Annotated in this window: 12 protein-coding genes and 1 tRNA gene; 9 read left to right on the plus strand and 4 right to left on the minus strand. The window is 70.6% G+C overall.

Going from position 1 to position 14,538, the window contains the following annotated elements:
* The first annotated feature begins 6 nt into the window (after nt 1–6).
* On the plus strand, nt 7–1,824 hold the full coding sequence (gene glmS, locus ACFVTC_RS09630) for a glutamine--fructose-6-phosphate transaminase (isomerizing) (protein WP_390125808.1): 1,818 nt from the start codon (nt 7–9) through the stop codon (nt 1,822–1,824).
* A gap of 112 nt (nt 1,825–1,936) precedes the next feature.
* Here glmS and ACFVTC_RS09635 read toward each other — a convergent pair whose 3' ends face one another.
* A complete protein-coding gene (locus tag ACFVTC_RS09635; RefSeq protein ID WP_390125811.1) occupies nt 1,937–2,506 on the minus strand; it encodes a GPR1/FUN34/YaaH family transporter in 570 nt (189 codons plus the stop codon).
* Nucleotides 2,507–2,717: 211 nt separating this feature from the next.
* Nucleotides 2,718–3,245 (minus strand): universal stress protein, encoded by a 528-nt coding sequence (locus ACFVTC_RS09640; RefSeq protein ID WP_168528256.1) that lies wholly within the window; start codon nt 3,243–3,245, stop codon nt 2,718–2,720.
* Between the two features lie 314 nt (nt 3,246–3,559).
* On the opposite strand from ACFVTC_RS09640, the gene ACFVTC_RS09645 reads away from it, so the two are divergent.
* The 4 genes from ACFVTC_RS09645 (at nt 3,560) to ACFVTC_RS09660 (ending at nt 6,787) form a co-directional block, all read left to right on the plus strand.
* Complete coding sequence (locus tag ACFVTC_RS09645) at nt 3,560–4,216, plus strand: hypothetical protein (protein WP_390125815.1); 657 nt, start codon at nt 3,560–3,562, stop codon at nt 4,214–4,216.
* A gap of 378 nt (nt 4,217–4,594) precedes the next feature.
* Nucleotides 4,595–5,836 carry a helix-turn-helix domain-containing protein gene (locus tag ACFVTC_RS09650; RefSeq protein WP_390125818.1) on the plus strand — a complete coding sequence of 414 codons (1,242 nt, stop codon included), beginning with the start codon at nt 4,595–4,597 and terminating at the stop codon, nt 5,834–5,836.
* Between the two features lie 168 nt (nt 5,837–6,004).
* Nucleotides 6,005–6,607, plus strand: coding sequence for an oligoribonuclease (gene orn, locus ACFVTC_RS09655; protein WP_390125820.1), 603 nt, complete (start codon nt 6,005–6,007; stop codon nt 6,605–6,607).
* 107 nt (nt 6,608–6,714) lie between these two features.
* Nucleotides 6,715–6,787, plus strand: a tRNA-His gene (locus ACFVTC_RS09660).
* Nucleotides 6,788–7,153: 366 nt separating this feature from the next.
* Here ACFVTC_RS09660 and ACFVTC_RS09665 read toward each other — a convergent pair.
* The gene (locus tag ACFVTC_RS09665; RefSeq protein WP_390125823.1) at nt 7,154–7,984 is read right to left on the minus strand and encodes a serine/threonine protein kinase; all 831 of its coding nucleotides are present in this window, start codon (nt 7,982–7,984) and stop codon (nt 7,154–7,156) included.
* 172 nt (nt 7,985–8,156) lie between these two features.
* The gene (locus tag ACFVTC_RS09670) at nt 8,157–9,212 is read right to left on the minus strand and encodes a LacI family DNA-binding transcriptional regulator (protein WP_390125825.1); all 1,056 of its coding nucleotides are present in this window, start codon (nt 9,210–9,212) and stop codon (nt 8,157–8,159) included.
* Between the two features lie 425 nt (nt 9,213–9,637).
* On the opposite strand from ACFVTC_RS09670, the gene ACFVTC_RS09675 reads away from it, so the two are divergent.
* The 4 genes from ACFVTC_RS09675 (at nt 9,638) to ACFVTC_RS09690 (ending at nt 14,463) form a co-directional block, all read left to right on the plus strand.
* Complete coding sequence (locus tag ACFVTC_RS09675) at nt 9,638–10,966, plus strand: ABC transporter substrate-binding protein (protein WP_390125827.1); 1,329 nt, start codon at nt 9,638–9,640, stop codon at nt 10,964–10,966.
* Nucleotides 10,963–11,991 (plus strand): carbohydrate ABC transporter permease, encoded by a 1,029-nt coding sequence (locus tag ACFVTC_RS09680; protein ID WP_390125829.1) that lies wholly within the window; start codon nt 10,963–10,965, stop codon nt 11,989–11,991. Before ACFVTC_RS09675 ends, ACFVTC_RS09680 begins: the two co-directional genes overlap by 4 nt.
* Nucleotides 11,988–12,899, plus strand: coding sequence for a carbohydrate ABC transporter permease (locus ACFVTC_RS09685; RefSeq protein ID WP_390125831.1), 912 nt, complete (start codon nt 11,988–11,990; stop codon nt 12,897–12,899). Before ACFVTC_RS09680 ends, ACFVTC_RS09685 begins: the two co-directional genes overlap by 4 nt.
* Before the next feature lie 130 nt (nt 12,900–13,029).
* Nucleotides 13,030–14,463 (plus strand): GH1 family beta-glucosidase, encoded by a 1,434-nt coding sequence (locus ACFVTC_RS09690; protein WP_390125832.1) that lies wholly within the window; start codon nt 13,030–13,032, stop codon nt 14,461–14,463.
* Nucleotides 14,464–14,538: the final 75 nt, after the last annotated feature.

Consider the following 14,538-nt stretch of genomic DNA (forward strand, 5'->3'; position numbering starts at 1 on the left):
GTATATATGTGCGGAATCGTCGGATACATCGGCAGGCGTGACGTGACCCCGCTGCTGCTCGAAGGTCTGCAGCGGCTGGAGTACCGCGGCTACGACTCGGCGGGCATCGTGGTCACTACGCCGAAGTCGGCCGGCCTGAAGATGGTCAAGGCCAAGGGCCGGGTCCGCGACCTGGAGGCCAAGGTCCCCGCGCGCTTCAAGGGCACCACCGGCATCGCCCACACCCGCTGGGCCACCCACGGCGCCCCTTCCGACGTCAACGCGCACCCGCACATGTCGGCCGACAACAAGGTCGCGATCGTCCACAACGGCATCATCGACAACGCCTCCGACCTGCGGAAGAAGCTCGAGGCCGACGGCGTCGAGTTCCTCTCCGAGACCGACACCGAGGTCCTCACCCACCTCATCGCCCGCTCCCAGGCCGAGACCCTGGAGGAGAAGGTCCGCCAGGCGCTGCGCGTGATCGAGGGCACCTACGGCATCGCCGTGATGCACGCCGACTTCCCCGACCGCATCGTGGTGGCCCGCAACGGCTCCCCGGTCGTCCTCGGCATCGGCGAGAAGGAGATGTTCGTCGCCTCGGACATCGCCGCCCTGGTCACCCACACCCGGCAGATAGTGACGCTGGACGACGGCGAGATGGCGACCCTCAAGGCCGACGACTTCCGCACGTACACCACCGAGGGCACCCGGACCACGGCCGAGCCGACCACCGTCGAGTGGGAGGCCGCGTCGTACGACATGGGCGGCCACGACACGTACATGCACAAGGAGATCCACGAGCAGGCCGACGCCGTGGACCGCGTGCTGCGCGGCCGTATCGACGACCGATTCTCCACCGTGCACCTCGGCGGCCTGAACCTGGACGCCCGCGAGGCGCGTCAGATCCGCCGGGTGAAGATCCTCGGCTGCGGCACCTCGTACCACGCGGGCATGATCGGCGCCCAGATGATCGAGGAGCTGGCCCGCATCCCCGCGGACGCCGAGCCGGCCTCCGAGTTCCGCTACCGCAACGCCGTGGTCGACCCCGACACGCTGTACGTCGCGGTCTCCCAGTCCGGCGAGACGTACGACGTCCTCGCCGCCGTCCAGGAGCTCAAGCGCAAGGGCGCGCGGGTCCTGGGCGTGGTCAACGTCGTCGGCTCGGCGATCGCGCGCGAGGCGGACGGCGGCATGTACGTGCACGCCGGCCCCGAGGTCTGCGTCGTCTCGACGAAGTGCTTCACCAACACCACCGTCGCCTTCGCGCTGCTCGCGCTGCACCTCGGCCGCACCCGTGACCTGTCGGTCCGCGACGGCAAGCGGATCATCGAGGGGCTGCGCAGGCTGCCCGCGCAGATCTCCGAGATCCTGGCGCAGGAGGACGAGATCAAGAAGCTGGCCGAGCAGTACGCCGAGGCCCGCTCGATGCTCTTCATCGGCCGGGTCCGCGGCTACCCCGTGGCCCGCGAGGCCTCGCTGAAGCTCAAGGAGGTCTCGTACATCCACGCCGAGGCCTACCCGGCCTCCGAGCTCAAGCACGGTCCGCTGGCGCTCATCGAGCCCGCGCTGCCGACGGTCGCGATCGTCCCCGACGACGACCTGCTGGAGAAGAACCGCGCCGCCCTGGAGGAGATCAAGGCGCGCAGCGGCAAGATCCTCGCGGTCGCGCACCGGGAGCAGGAGAAGGCCGACCAGACGATCGTCGTCCCGAAGAACGAGGACGAGCTGGACCCGATCCTGCTGGGCATCCCGCTGCAGCTCCTCGCCTACCACACGGCGCTCGCGCTGGGCCGGGACATCGACAAGCCGCGGAACCTCGCGAAGTCGGTGACGGTCGAGTAGGACGGGCCGCCCGCGGCTCCCCGGACATGAACGGCCCCCTGTGCGCGCCACCTTCGCACAGGGGGCCGTTCCTTCCAGGCCGGAGCCGCCTGTACCCCGGCCCGCGCCGGGCTCAGCCGGTGGCCGTCACCCCCCGGCCGGCGGCGCGTCCGGGAAGCGCGGTGGGCCAGTGGGCGAGCGCGGCCGTGGCCGCGTACCAGGACAGCAGTCCGCCGGCCGCGGCGAACCAGCCGCCGGCCTTGGCGAGGGCGGCACTGTCGCCGAACTGACCGACGGCCAGCAGGAGCAGGGCCACGAACAGCAGCGCGTACGTCCCCCGGGCGAGCAGCGGGGCGCCGCTCGCGCCGGCGGTCAGGCTCAGCGCGACGAGCGCGAACAGGAGCAGGAAGAGGCCGGTGGCGTTGGCGGACATCCGCCCGTCGGAGGTGACGCCCCAGGTGAACCAGAACGCGCCGAGTGCCGTGAACGCCGTGCCCGTGAGGGCGTCGCGGTCGCGGAGGGCGAACAGACCCGCGACGAAGAGCGCGATCCCGCCGACGTACGTGGCGAGGGAGACGGAGTCGGCCGCCGTCACTCCGTCGATCACCCGGGTGTTCCCGAGGCCGAAGAGCAACAGGGTGAGACCGAGGGCGAGTTGACCGAGAGTCGAGGTGGTGCTTCCCGAGGAGACGTCATTGTCCACGGCGGGGTCCCTTCATGCGGGTGCAGTCGTGCTGCGTGGTGCCGGCCGAGGGATGGGGCCGGTGACCGGTATGTACCCTTCACAAAGGCACAATCCACCTTGTCGCACGAATGGATTCGCGGGTTTTCGAGCACGTGTCAAAGGGAGTTGACGATCCGTCGGGAAATCGCCCGGATCACCCCGCCTGGGACAACACCGAGTTGACGACCGGTCAGGGAATGACGATCACCGGGCGCCGCGCGCGCTTCGCCAGCCGCCCGGCCACCGAGCCGAAGATGCGCCCGACGAGGCCGTGCGTGGAGCCGACGACGATCGCGTCCGCCTCGTACTCGCGCCCCACCTCCTCGAGTTCGTGGCAGATGTCTCCGCCGCGCTCGACGAGGATCCACGGCACCTCGGCCAGGTACTCGGCGCAGGCGAGCTCGAGTCCGAGCACCTCGGTGCGGTGGTCGGGCACGTCGACGAAGACCGGTGGTTCACAGCCCGCCCACACCGTGGTGGGCAGCCGGTTCGCGACATGCACGATGATCAGGCCCGAGCCCGAGCGATGGGCCATGCCGATCGCGTACGCGAGGGCACGTTCACTGGACGTCGAACCGTCGAAACCGACGACGACGCCGTGTTTGAAGGCGGGATCGCAGGACTGGCGGGTTTCTTCCGCCGCCAGGGGCTCGGCCGCCGTGGGATCGGCGAGCGGGCGCTTGCGGTCCGCGGGATCGAAGAATTCGTGACCGGCCATGGGTATCTCGGCGTTTGGATCCTCGTGGTGGGGACGACAACGATCGGCAGAGCTGTGTCCGGGAACAGTCTTCCCAGCCCCATACCCCCAAGGGTACGGCGGCACTCCTCCTCTGCCCAGATACCGCGTGCGCTGTGCGGCGTTCCCCGGAGCATGCATGAGAGGCGCCCGTAACGCAATGGTTGCTGCCCCGTACAGGCGGTTTGCGCAGGGTTCACCCGGGGATGCGCCCCCGCGGACCGGACACCGCCGGCCGGGCAGTGACCGGCCGGTCGAACAGGCGTTGAACAGGTGAGCCACCGCCATGGAGAGCAATGGAGTACCAGGGAACCAGGGAGCAGACCGTGCCCGGACCAGAGACCGTGTCCCGCCCCTCCTCCGGAGCACGCCCCGGACCGCCCCCCGCGCCGGACACGGCGAGCGAGGTGGCACGCTGGGCGGCCTTCAGCTGCGTCCTCGTCCCGGTCGTCCTCGTCTGGTTCGGCACCTCGCTCGCCGGGGCCGCCGGCACGGCGCTGGGCCTGGCGGCCGTGACCACGGCGTGCCTGGTGCTGCTGCGCCAGTCGGAACGGGGCGCGGCGCGCATGCGCGCCGACGAGCGGGCCCCGCACCGCGCGCGCCACGGCAGGAGCGGACCGCGGGAGCGCGGCCCCCGGGACCGGACACGTCAGGACCGCGACGGACAGGACCGGGACGGACGGGATCCCGCCGCCCGGAATCCTGTCGCCGGCGTGCGGGATCCCGGTGTGCGGGATCGTGACGGCGGAGATCATCGCGGCGGAGATCGGCACGCAGGAGGTCGCGTCACGGGAGTTCCCGGGCCCGGCGGCGGCCCGGTGGGCGCTCCGGTGCCGGCTCCCGGCGCGCAGGATGTGGCCGACACGCACATCATGAACGGCTTGCCGGGCAGGGGTGGCTCGGGGGCGCACAGGGGCGGGCGCCGCGGTGCGGGAAAGAAGCCGGTCGACTGACCGGTTTGTGCGCACGCCCCCGCTGCTTTTCAGCCAACTTCGGTCTCCCGGGCATCCCTTGCCCGAACAACCCCCCAACCCGCGTTCGACCTGCGCCTAAAGGCCCCTGGAGGCCTCGTGCACCCTATGTGGATTGGCCACTGACACGAGGCGCACTTCCCTGCACGGCCCGCGAGTGCAACGCTTCGTGATCGAATGCTTCACGCCAAGTTGCCATGTCGACATTCTGTCGAGTGTCGAAGTGGTCACCCAGGCGCGACGGGACACAGTAGATTCGATCTTGACTGTCTTACGGCGGGGGACTCGTGCAGGACCGAGGGGAAACGTGCAGGAGCGACACAACCGAGGAGCCGCGACCACCGAGGGGGGCTTAGCAGTATGAGCCACGACTCCACTGCCGCGCCGGAAGCCGCGGCCCGGAAACTCTCCGGGCGACGCCGCAAGGAGATCGTCGCGGTGCTGCTGTTCAGCGGCGGCCCCATCTTCGAGAGTTCCATACCGCTGTCGGTGTTCGGGATTGACCGCCAGGACGCCGGCGTGCCGCGCTACCGACTTCTGGTGTGCGCCGGCGAGGACGGCCCGCTGCGGACCACAGGGGGCCTGGAACTCACCGCGCCGCATGGCCTGGAGGCGATCTCGCGAGCGGGCACCGTCGTGGTGCCCGCCTGGCGCTCGATCACCTCGCCGCCACCGGAGGAAGCGCTCGACGCGCTGCGCCGGGCGCACGAGGAGGGGGCCCGCATAGTCGGACTGTGCACCGGTGCGTTCGTACTGGCCGCCGCCGGACTGCTGGACGGCCGCCCGGCGACGACACATTGGATGTACGCGCCGACGCTGGCCAAACGCTATCCGTCCGTACACGTCGATCCGCGTGAGCTGTTCGTCGACGACGGTGACGTACTGACATCGGCGGGCACCGCGGCCGGAATCGATCTCTGTCTGCACATCGTGCGGACGGACCACGGCAACGAGGCGGCCGGCGCGCTGGCCCGTCGTCTGGTGGTCCCACCGCGCCGGAGCGGCGGACAGGAGCGCTATCTCGACCGGTCTTTACCAGAGGAGATCGGCGCCGACCCCCTCGCGGAGGTCGTCGCCTGGGCGCTGGAACACCTTCACGAGCAGTTCGACGTCGAGACGCTGGCGGCGCGCGCGTACATGAGCCGCCGCACGTTCGACCGCCGCTTCCGCTCGCTGACGGGGAGCGCGCCGCTGCAGTGGCTGATCACCCAGCGTGTGCTGCAGGCGCAGCGGCTGCTGGAGACGTCCGACTACTCGGTCGACGAGGTCGCCGGACGCTGCGGCTTCCGCTCGCCGGTCGCACTGCGCGGGCACTTCCGGCGCCAGCTCGGCTCGTCCCCGGCCGCCTACCGGGCGGCGTACCGGGCGCGTAGGCCGCAGTCCGAGCGGCCGTCGGACCCGGACGGTTCCATGGGCTCGGCCGGGCAGTCACCGGTCCTGAGCCAGGAGAGTGCGGTCCCGTCGCAGACCCGTCGCACGGCGGCCGCCGGTGCTCTGAGCCCGGCCTCGGCGCTGTCGACCGCGATGGATCCGGGCAAGCCGGGCGCCGAGCTGTACGCGGCGGGGCGGCCGAGTCTGCCCGGGCAGCGCAGCGCGCCCTAGCGCTCGGGCGCCGTGGCGCCCTGGCCACGTCACACCGCCCGGCCGTGAACGGCCCGGGGCCCTCGGGTCCCGGGCCGTCGCCGTGTGCGGTGCCCGCGGCCCGAGGGTCCCGGGCCGTTGCCGTCCCGGACCTGCCCGTGCGCCGGGGCGCGCCGTAGGGTTGGGGCCATGAACGATCGCATGGTGTGGATCGACTGCGAGATGACCGGGCTCTCGCTGTCGGAGGACGCACTCATCGAGGTGGCCGCGCTGGTCACCGACTCGGAGCTGAACGTGCTCGGCGAAGGGGTGGACATCGTGATCCGCCCGCCGGACGCGGCCCTGGAGACGATGCCGGACGTGGTGCGCCAGATGCACACGGCCTCCGGCCTCCTCTCCGAACTCGCCGCGGGCACCACCCTGGCCGACGCCGAGGAACAGGTCCTCTCCTACGTGCGGGAGCACGTCAAGGAGCCGGGCAAGGCCCCGCTGTGCGGGAACTCGGTCGGCACGGACCGGGGTTTCCTGCTCCGCGACATGCCCACACTGGAGGGCTATCTCCACTACCGCATCGTGGACGTCTCCTCCGTCAAGGAGCTGGCCCGCCGCTGGTACCCGCGGGCGTACTTCAACAGCCCGGACAAGAACGGCAACCACCGCGCCCTCGCCGACATCCGCGAGTCCATCGCCGAACTCCGCTACTACCGCGAGGCGATCTTCGTCCCGCAGCCGGGCCCCGACTCGGAGACCGCCCGCACCATCGCGGCGAAGCACGTACTGCCCGTGGAATGACGCGTGTCCGGGGTCCCGGGGGACCCCGGACAAAAGCCGGGCGCGAGCACCCCTCCGGACCCTGTACACTTTTTCTCGGCCGGTCAGGGAAACCAGGACCGGACATGGTGGGTGTAGCTCAGCTGGTAGAGCACCTGGTTGTGGTCCAGGATGCCGCGGGTTCAAGTCCCGTCACTCACCCTGACAGACCGAGGCCCGGTCCGCGCAAGCGGACCGGGCCTCGGTCATGTGCGGACCCTGGTCATGTCCGGTGCCCGGTGCCCGGCCGTACGCGGGAAGCTCCGCCGGGCGAAGTCCGCGGGCAGCGATCGGCACGGGCCTCGTGGGCCGGGGCCAGGCCGGGGGCCGGGACTCCCTCCGCGAGGCGCCGGACACCGGACGCCGGAGATCCGACGCCGGACGCCGAGGCCGGGCGCCGGATGCCGGACGCCCGAATCCACGCACCCGGCATCGGACAGCCGGCCTCAGGCACCCACCCGGCCCTCGGACCTCGGACAGTCCCCCTCGGCCACCCGGCCTCGGACACCGCCCCTCCGACAGTCCGCCTCAGGCACCCGGCGCGGTGTCGGCCGCCCGCCACGCCTCGGCGAAACGGTGGACGTTCTCGAAGCGCTCCCCGGGATCGGTCCGGGTGGCACGGACGATCACCGTCTGCTGGGCCGCGGTGCCCCGCCAGGCGCGCTCCTCGTCACCCGCGTCCAGCAGGAGCCGGGCGGCACGGCCCAGCGTGAACACGGTCGTCCGGGTGTCGATCACGGCCCCGCGCACCCATTCCTCGGGAGCCATGAACCGCCGGGAGCCCGGCAGACGTTCCTCCTCGACCACGAACGGACCCGGCCGGTACTCGTCGAGGTCGACCAGATGGGCGACGTCACGGTCGAAGTCGTACAGCAGCGCCCCGTCGTAGAAGTCGACGGCGACCTGGCCGGCCGCCTCCACCGCGAGGTGGGCGTCCAGGACCCGGTCGAAGGCGCGCAGGACCGCGTCGGCCGGCAGGGCGCGGAAGCGTGCCATCGCGCCGGCCGGGTCCGTACGGTCGCGCTCCCCGTCCACCTCCGCGGGGTACAGCACCTCGCCCTCCCGCCAGGGCATCACCACCGCCCAGCCGCCGCCCTGCACGGCGATGCGGTGCACCTGCGGGACGATCGCCCGGTGCCGCACCGACCGGTGGAAGGCCCAGCCGCGCTCCAGCGAGCGCCGGCCGTGGTCGGTGACCGCCTCCTTGAGGAACCACCGGCCGCCGTCGAGCAGTCTCACCCCGTACGACACGCACCCCGAGTCCTGCTCGCGGAACGCTCGGAACACCTCGCCCACCCGGCCCAGATAGGGCTCCACGGCGGGCACTTCATCGACTCCCAGCAAGGGATGCAGGACCATACCCGCCAGATTGCCCTACGGAGCTCTTCCCGTGCGGCAACAGCGTCAACAGCGGCGGGGCGGCTGCGCCGTCAGCGGTACGGAGCGGTGCGGGACAGCGGCCGTGACGGATGCCGGTGACCGTGACTGTGACTGTGACGGGAGTGTGGCGGCGGAGCGGTGGCGCGCGGCGTCAGGACGACGCCCGCGCCACCAGCTCGGTGGGCAGCACGACCTGACGCTTCTCCAGCTCGCGCGACACCGCCGGGCGGCGGTCGGCGATCTCCCCGAGCAGCAGGTCGATCATCGCCCGGCCCATCTCCTCTATCGGCTGGCGCACACTGGTCAGGGGTGGATCCATGTGGCGGGCGATGGCCGAGTCGTCGTAACCGACCAGGGCCACGTCGTCCGGTATACGGCGGCCCGCCTCGCGCAGGACCTGGCGGGCGCCGGCCGCCATCACGTCCGAGCCCGCGAAGACGGCGTCCAGATCCGGGCGGCGGGCCAGCAGCTCGGTCATCGCACGGCGCCCGCCCTCCTCCGTGAAGTCGCCGGCCGCGATGAGTCCGTCGTCCACCGGGTGGCCCGCGGCACGCAGACCCTCGCGGTAGCCGTCGACACGACGCTGGGCGCCGAAGACGTCGAGGCGGCCCGCGAGGTGGGCGATCCTGCGGCGCCCCCGGGCGACCAGATGCTCGACGGCGAGGCGCCCCCCGCCGTAGTTGTCGGAGTCCACGGACGGCAGCGTCTCGTCCGCCGAGCGCCGACCGCTGATCACCGCCGGGATCTCCAGCTGGGAGAGCAGGTCGGGCAGCGGGTCGTCCGCGTGCACCGAGACGAGCAGGACGCCGTCCACGCGGTGCGCCGCCAGATACTGGGCCAGGCGCTGCCGCTCCCGATCGCTGCCCGCGAAGATCAGCAGCAGCTGCATCTCGGTGTCGGAGAGCTCCGCGCCGACACCCCGGAGCATGTCCGAGAAGTACGGTTCCGCGAAGAACCGGGTCTCCGGCTCGGGGACGACGAGCGCGATCGCGTCCGTGCGGTTGGCGGCGAGCGCGCGCGCCGCTGTGTTCGGAACATAGCCGAGCTCCGCCACCGCCGCCTCGACCGCGGCGCGGGTCGCGTCGCTGACCCGCGGGGAACCGTTGATCACCCGGGACACCGTGCCGCGGCCCACACCGGCGCGCGCGGCGACCTCCTCGAGGGTCGGCCGCCCGCCGCTCCGGCCCCGCGCTCCGTGGCCTACCATGGTCCGCCTCCCGTCGACGCCGCGCTTCTGAGCGGCTGGCCTGGAATCTAACAGTCCCGTTCATGGACAGGGGCCCGGCCGCGGTGGCAACCTCACCGGGGCTGCCGGTGCCGGCCTCGCCGACACCGTCGACCGGCCCCGTGAAGCCACCTCGGTACGAGTGGCTCCGCCCGTCCCCCCACCCTCTTTCGCCCTGCCTCCCGGAGTTAGTTAACAGGCCGATAACTGAACGCGTCTCTCCGTGTCCGCTCCCTTGACACCCCCGCGCGAACCGACGACTCTTCAACACATCACCTGTGGGAGCGCTCCCACGGTACCTGACACCAAAACATCCCGCACGTTCCCCGCCCGAGCCGCAGCGAGAAAAACGGGCCCAACAATGCAGTTGGCCGGGGGGTCGGCACGTCAGGCAACAGGAGGACGCAATGCGCACGAGTACCCGCCGGTCCCGCAGGCTGGGGGCCCTCGCGGCTGTCGCCGCGCTGACCACAGGGCTGCTGGCCGGCTGCGCCAACGACTCGAACGACGGATCGTCGAAGTCGGGCGACGGCGGTGGGGGCGGCAAGGGCAAGACCACTCTGACGATCGGCACCTTCGGTGTCTTCGGCTACAAGCAGGCCGGTCTCTACGACGAGTACATGAAGCTGCACCCGGACATCTCCATCAAGGAGAACGTCACCACCCGTACCGACGTGTACTGGCCCAAGACGCTCACCCGTCTGCAGGCCGGCTCCGGCACCGACGACATCCAGGCGATCGAGGTCGGCAACATCACCGAGGCCGTCCAGACCCAGGCCGACAAGTTCGTCGACCTCGGCAAGGAGGCCGACAAGTCGCAGTGGCTGGACTGGAAGACCGCCCAGGCCACCACCAAGGACGGCAAGACCATCGGGCTCGGTACGGACATCGGTCCGATGGCGATCTGCTACCGCAAGGACCTCTTCAAGCAGGCCGGTCTGGAGACCGACCGCACCAAGCTCGCCGCGCAGTGGAAGGGCGACTGGGCCAAGTACGTCGACCTCGGCAAGCAGTACATGAAGAAGGCGCCGAGCGGCACCAAGTTCGTGGACTCCGCCTCCTCGGTCTACAACGCGGCGCTCGGGGGCGAGAGCCAGCGGTACTACGACAAGGACGGCAACGTCATCTGGGACAAGTCCACGGGCGTGAAGAAGTCCTGGAACGCCGCGATGACGGTGGCGACCAGCAACATGTCGGCGAAGCTGAAGCAGTTCGACCCGACCTGGGACCAGGGCTTCGCCAAGGGTTCGTTCGCGACGGTGGCCTGCCCCGCTTGGATGATGGGCTACATCCAGGAGAAGTCCGGTGACGCCGGGAACGGCAAGTGGGACGTGGCGGCCGCGCCGACCGCGGCCAACTGGGGCGGTTCGTTCATCGGCGTGCCGACGGCGGGCAAGCACCAGAAGGAGGCCATCGCCCTGGCCAAGTGGCTGACCGCGCCCGAGCAGCAGGCGAAGGTCTTCGCCAAGCAGGCGAGCTTCCCGTCGACCCCGGCGGCGTACGACAGCCTGAAGCCGGCTGCCGCGACGACCTCGTACTTCTCGGACGCGCCGATCACGCAGATCTTCGCCGACTCGGCGAAGACCATCCCCGTCCAGGTCTTCGGCACCAAGGACCAGCCGATCGGCACCGCGATCACCGACGTGGGCATCCTCCAGGTCGAGCAGAAGGGCAAGTCCCCCGAGCAGGGCTGGAACGCGGCCAAGGCGGAGATCAAGGACGTGCTCGGCCAGTGACCAGCTCCAAGGAGGCTCTCGCGCACACCGCGACGAGCGCCGACGCCGCGCCCGGCTCCCAGCCGGGCGCGGCCCGGGGCGCTCAGGGTCGCGGTACGCCGCCGCCTGGCCCGGATTCCTGGCGCAGCCGGCTGTACCGCTGGGACATGAAGGCGTCTCCGTACGCGTTCATCGCCCCCTTCTTCGTCATCTTCGGTGCCTTCGGGCTCGTGCCCCTGCTCTACACGGCCTGGTACTCGCTGCACAACGTGCAGTTGTCGGGCCTGGACCACCAGACCTGGGCCGGGCTGGACAACTACAAGAACCTGTTGTCCTCGGAGTTCTTCTGGAACGCCCTGGAGAACACCTTCAGCATCGGCGTGATCTCCACGGTGCCGCAGTTGCTCATGGCGCTCGGAATCGCCCACCTGCTCAACTACCGGCTGCGCGGCTCCACCGTGTGGCGGGTCGTGATGTTGACTCCGTACGCCACCTCGGTGGCGGCGGCGACGCTGGTCTTCACGCTGCTGTACTCGTGGGACGGCGGCATGATCAACTGGCTGCTGCACTTCGTCGGGGTCCACCCGATCAACTGGCGTGAGTCGGACTGGGGTTCGCAGTTCGCCGTCTCCTCGATCGTGATCTGGCGGTGGACCGGCTACAACGCGCTGATCTACCTCGCGGCGATGCAGGCGATCCCCACCGACCTGTACGAGTCGGCGGCTCTCGACGGCGCGGGCCGCTGGCAGCAGTTCCGCCATGTGACGGTCCCGATGCTGCGGCCGACGATCCTGTTCACGGTGGTCGTGTCCACGATCGGCGCGACGCAGCTGTTCGGTGAGCCGCTCCTGTTCGGCGGGGTCAGCGGCTCGAAGGGCGGCTCCGCGCACCAGTACCAGACGCTCGGCCTGTACATGTACGACCAGGGCTGGGGCATCGGCAACCTCGGCAAGGCGTCGGCGATCGCATGGACGATGTTCCTGATCCTGCTGATCGTCGCCGCGATCAACCTGCTGGTCACCCGACGGCTGAGGAAATCCCAATGACCACCACAGAACTGACTGTCCCTCAGGCTGCGGCGAAGGGGACCCCGGACGACCGGGGACCCGGACGGCGCCGGGTGCTCGGCGCGGGCAAGCAGCTGCACGCGGGTCCGGTCACCTATGTCGTGCTGGCCGTCTTCGCGCTGGTCTCGCTCGCTCCGCTGGTCTGGACGGCCATCGCGGCCTCCCGCAACAACGAGCGGCTGGCGCAGACACCGCCGCCGCTGTGGTTCGGCGGGAACCTGTTCAAGAACCTCCAGGCCGCGTGGGACCAGGCCGGGCTCGGCACCGCGATGCTCAACTCCACGATCGTCGCCGGGACCATCACCGTCGGTACGGTCGTCTTCTCCACTCTCGCCGGGTTCGCCTTCGCCAAACTGCGGTTCAGGTTCTCCAGCACCCTGCTGCTGCTGACCATCGGCACGATGATGATCCCGCCGCAGCTGGCCGTCGTACCGCTGTACCTGTGGATGAGCGACCTGGGCTGGTCCAACCAGTTGCAGACGGTCATCCTGCCCACCCTGGTGAGCGCCTTCGGTACGTTCTTCATGCGGCAGTACCTGGTCCAGGCGCTGCCCACCGAGCTGATCGAGGCGGCGCGGGTGGACGGCGCGAGCAGCCTGCGCGTCGTGTGGCACGTCGTCTTCCCGGCGGCGCGGCCGGCGATGGCGGTCCTCGGTCTGCTGACCTTCGTGATGGCCTGGAACGACTTCCTGTGGCCGATCATCGCCCTCAACCAGCAGAACCCCACCGTGCAGGTGGCCCTCAACTCGCTGGGCACCGGTTACGTCCCCGACCAGGCCGTGATCATGGCGGGCGCGCTGCTCGGCACGCTGCCCTTGCTCATCGCCTTCCTGCTGTTCGGAAAGCAGATCGTGGGCGGCATCATGCAGGGCGCGATCAAGGGCTGACCCGCCGTACCGCCGCCCGTGGGGGCCGGGTCACCGCCGCCCCGGCCCCATCGTCCCCCTCACCTCCCCGTCTCCTCCCCTTTTCTCCTGCTCACCGTCGTTCTCCACGACCTTCCATGGGAGCGCTTCCATGCCTGAACCCGCATCGCCCGTGACCTTTCCCCCCGCGTTCCTCTGGGGCGCGGCGACCTCCGCGTACCAGATCGAGGGGGCGGTACGGGAGGACGGCCGCACGCCCTCCATCTGGGACACCTTCAGCCACACGCCCGGAAAGACGGCCGGCGGTGAGACCGGTGACATCGCTGTCGACCACTACCACCGCTTCCGTGACGACGTGGCCCTGATGGCGGAGCTGGGCCTGTCCGCGTACCGCTTCTCGGTCTCCTGGTCCCGGGTGCAGCCGACGGGCCGCGGACCGGCGGTCCAGCGGGGTCTGGACTTCTACCGCAACCTGGTCGACGAACTGCTGGCCCATGACATCAAGCCGGCCATCACCCTCTACCACTGGGACCTCCCCCAGGAACTGGAGGACGCGGGCGGCTGGCCCGCGCGCGACACGGCGCTGCGGTTCGCCGACTACGCCCAGATCGTGGGCGAGGCGCTGGGCGACCGGGTGGAGCAATGGATCACCCTGAACGAGCCGTGGTGCAGCGCGTTCCTGGGCTACGGCTCCGGGGTGCACGCGCCCGGCCGCACGGACGCGGCGGCGTCGCTGAAGGCCGCCCACCATCTGAACCTGGCGCACGGCCTGGGCGCGAAGGCGCTGAGGTCCGTGATGCCGGCCCGCAACTCGGTCGCGGTGAGCCTCAACTCCTCGGTCGTCAGGCCGCTTTCGCAGAGTCCGGCGGACCTCGCGGCGGTCCGGCGCATCGACAACCTGGCCAACGGCGTCTTCCACGGCCCGATGCTGCACGGCGCCTACCCGGAGGGCCTGTTCGAGGAGACGTCCGCGATCACGGACTGGTCGTACGTCCTGGACGGCGACCTGGCGGTGATCAAGCAGCCGCTCGACGCGCTGGGGCTGAACTACTACACCCCGACGCTGGTGTCGGCGGCGGAGGCGACCGCGTCCGGTACCCGTGCGGACGGTCACGGGGCGAGCGCGTACACGCCGTGGCCGGGCGCCGACGACGTGATGTTCCACCAGACTCCGGGCGAGCGGACGGAGATGGGCTGGACGATCGACCCGACGGGCCTGCACGACCTGATCACGCGCTACACGCGGGAGGCGCCCGGCCTGCCGCTGTACATCACGGAGAACGGCGCCGCGTACGACGACAAGCCGGACCCGGAGGGCCGCGTCCACGACCCGGAGCGCATCGCCTATCTGCACGGCCACCTGTCGGCGGTCCGTCGCGCCATCGCCGACGGCGCGGACGTCCGCGGGTACTACCTCTGGTCGCTGATGGACAACTTCGAGTGGGCGTACGGCTACGACAAGCGCTTCGGCGCGGTGTACGTCGACTACGCGACCCTGGCCCGTACGCCGAAGTCGAGCGCCCACTGGTACAGCCGGGCGGCCCGGACGGGGACGCTGCCGCCGGTGACGACCGCGGCCGAGTAGGTCACGGTCCGGGAGGGCGGAGGGCTTGCCGCCCTCCGGAGACGGGGGCGGGGGATCGGGGGCGGGGGGATCGGG

The organism is Streptomyces sp. NPDC057950 (assembly GCF_042887295.1).
GTDB lineage: Bacteria > Actinomycetota > Actinomycetes > Streptomycetales > Streptomycetaceae > Streptomyces > Streptomyces kaempferi.

What these genes read in the sequence shown, in the direction of transcription:
- glmS (WP_390125808.1), top strand. Translation starts at nt 7, where the DNA reads ATGTGCGGAATCGTCGGATACATCGGCAGGCGTGACGTGACCCCGCTG.
- orn (WP_390125820.1), top strand. Translation starts at nt 6,005, where the DNA reads ATGAACGATCGCATGGTGTGGATCGACTGCGAGATGACCGGGCTCTCG.
- ACFVTC_RS09690 (WP_390125832.1), top strand. Translation starts at nt 13,030, where the DNA reads ATGCCTGAACCCGCATCGCCCGTGACCTTTCCCCCCGCGTTCCTCTGG.
- ACFVTC_RS09675 (WP_390125827.1), top strand. Translation starts at nt 9,638, where the DNA reads ATGCGCACGAGTACCCGCCGGTCCCGCAGGCTGGGGGCCCTCGCGGCT.
- ACFVTC_RS09670 (WP_390125825.1), bottom strand. Translation starts at nt 9,212, where the DNA reads ATGGTAGGCCACGGAGCGCGGGGCCGGAGCGGCGGGCGGCCGACCCTC.
- ACFVTC_RS09665 (WP_390125823.1), bottom strand. Translation starts at nt 7,984, where the DNA reads ATGGTCCTGCATCCCTTGCTGGGAGTCGATGAAGTGCCCGCCGTGGAG.
- ACFVTC_RS09650 (WP_390125818.1), top strand. Translation starts at nt 4,595, where the DNA reads ATGAGCCACGACTCCACTGCCGCGCCGGAAGCCGCGGCCCGGAAACTC.
- ACFVTC_RS09640 (WP_168528256.1), bottom strand. Translation starts at nt 3,245, where the DNA reads ATGGCCGGTCACGAATTCTTCGATCCCGCGGACCGCAAGCGCCCGCTC.
- ACFVTC_RS09645 (WP_390125815.1), top strand. Translation starts at nt 3,560, where the DNA reads ATGGAGTACCAGGGAACCAGGGAGCAGACCGTGCCCGGACCAGAGACC.
- ACFVTC_RS09685 (WP_390125831.1), top strand. Translation starts at nt 11,988, where the DNA reads ATGACCACCACAGAACTGACTGTCCCTCAGGCTGCGGCGAAGGGGACC.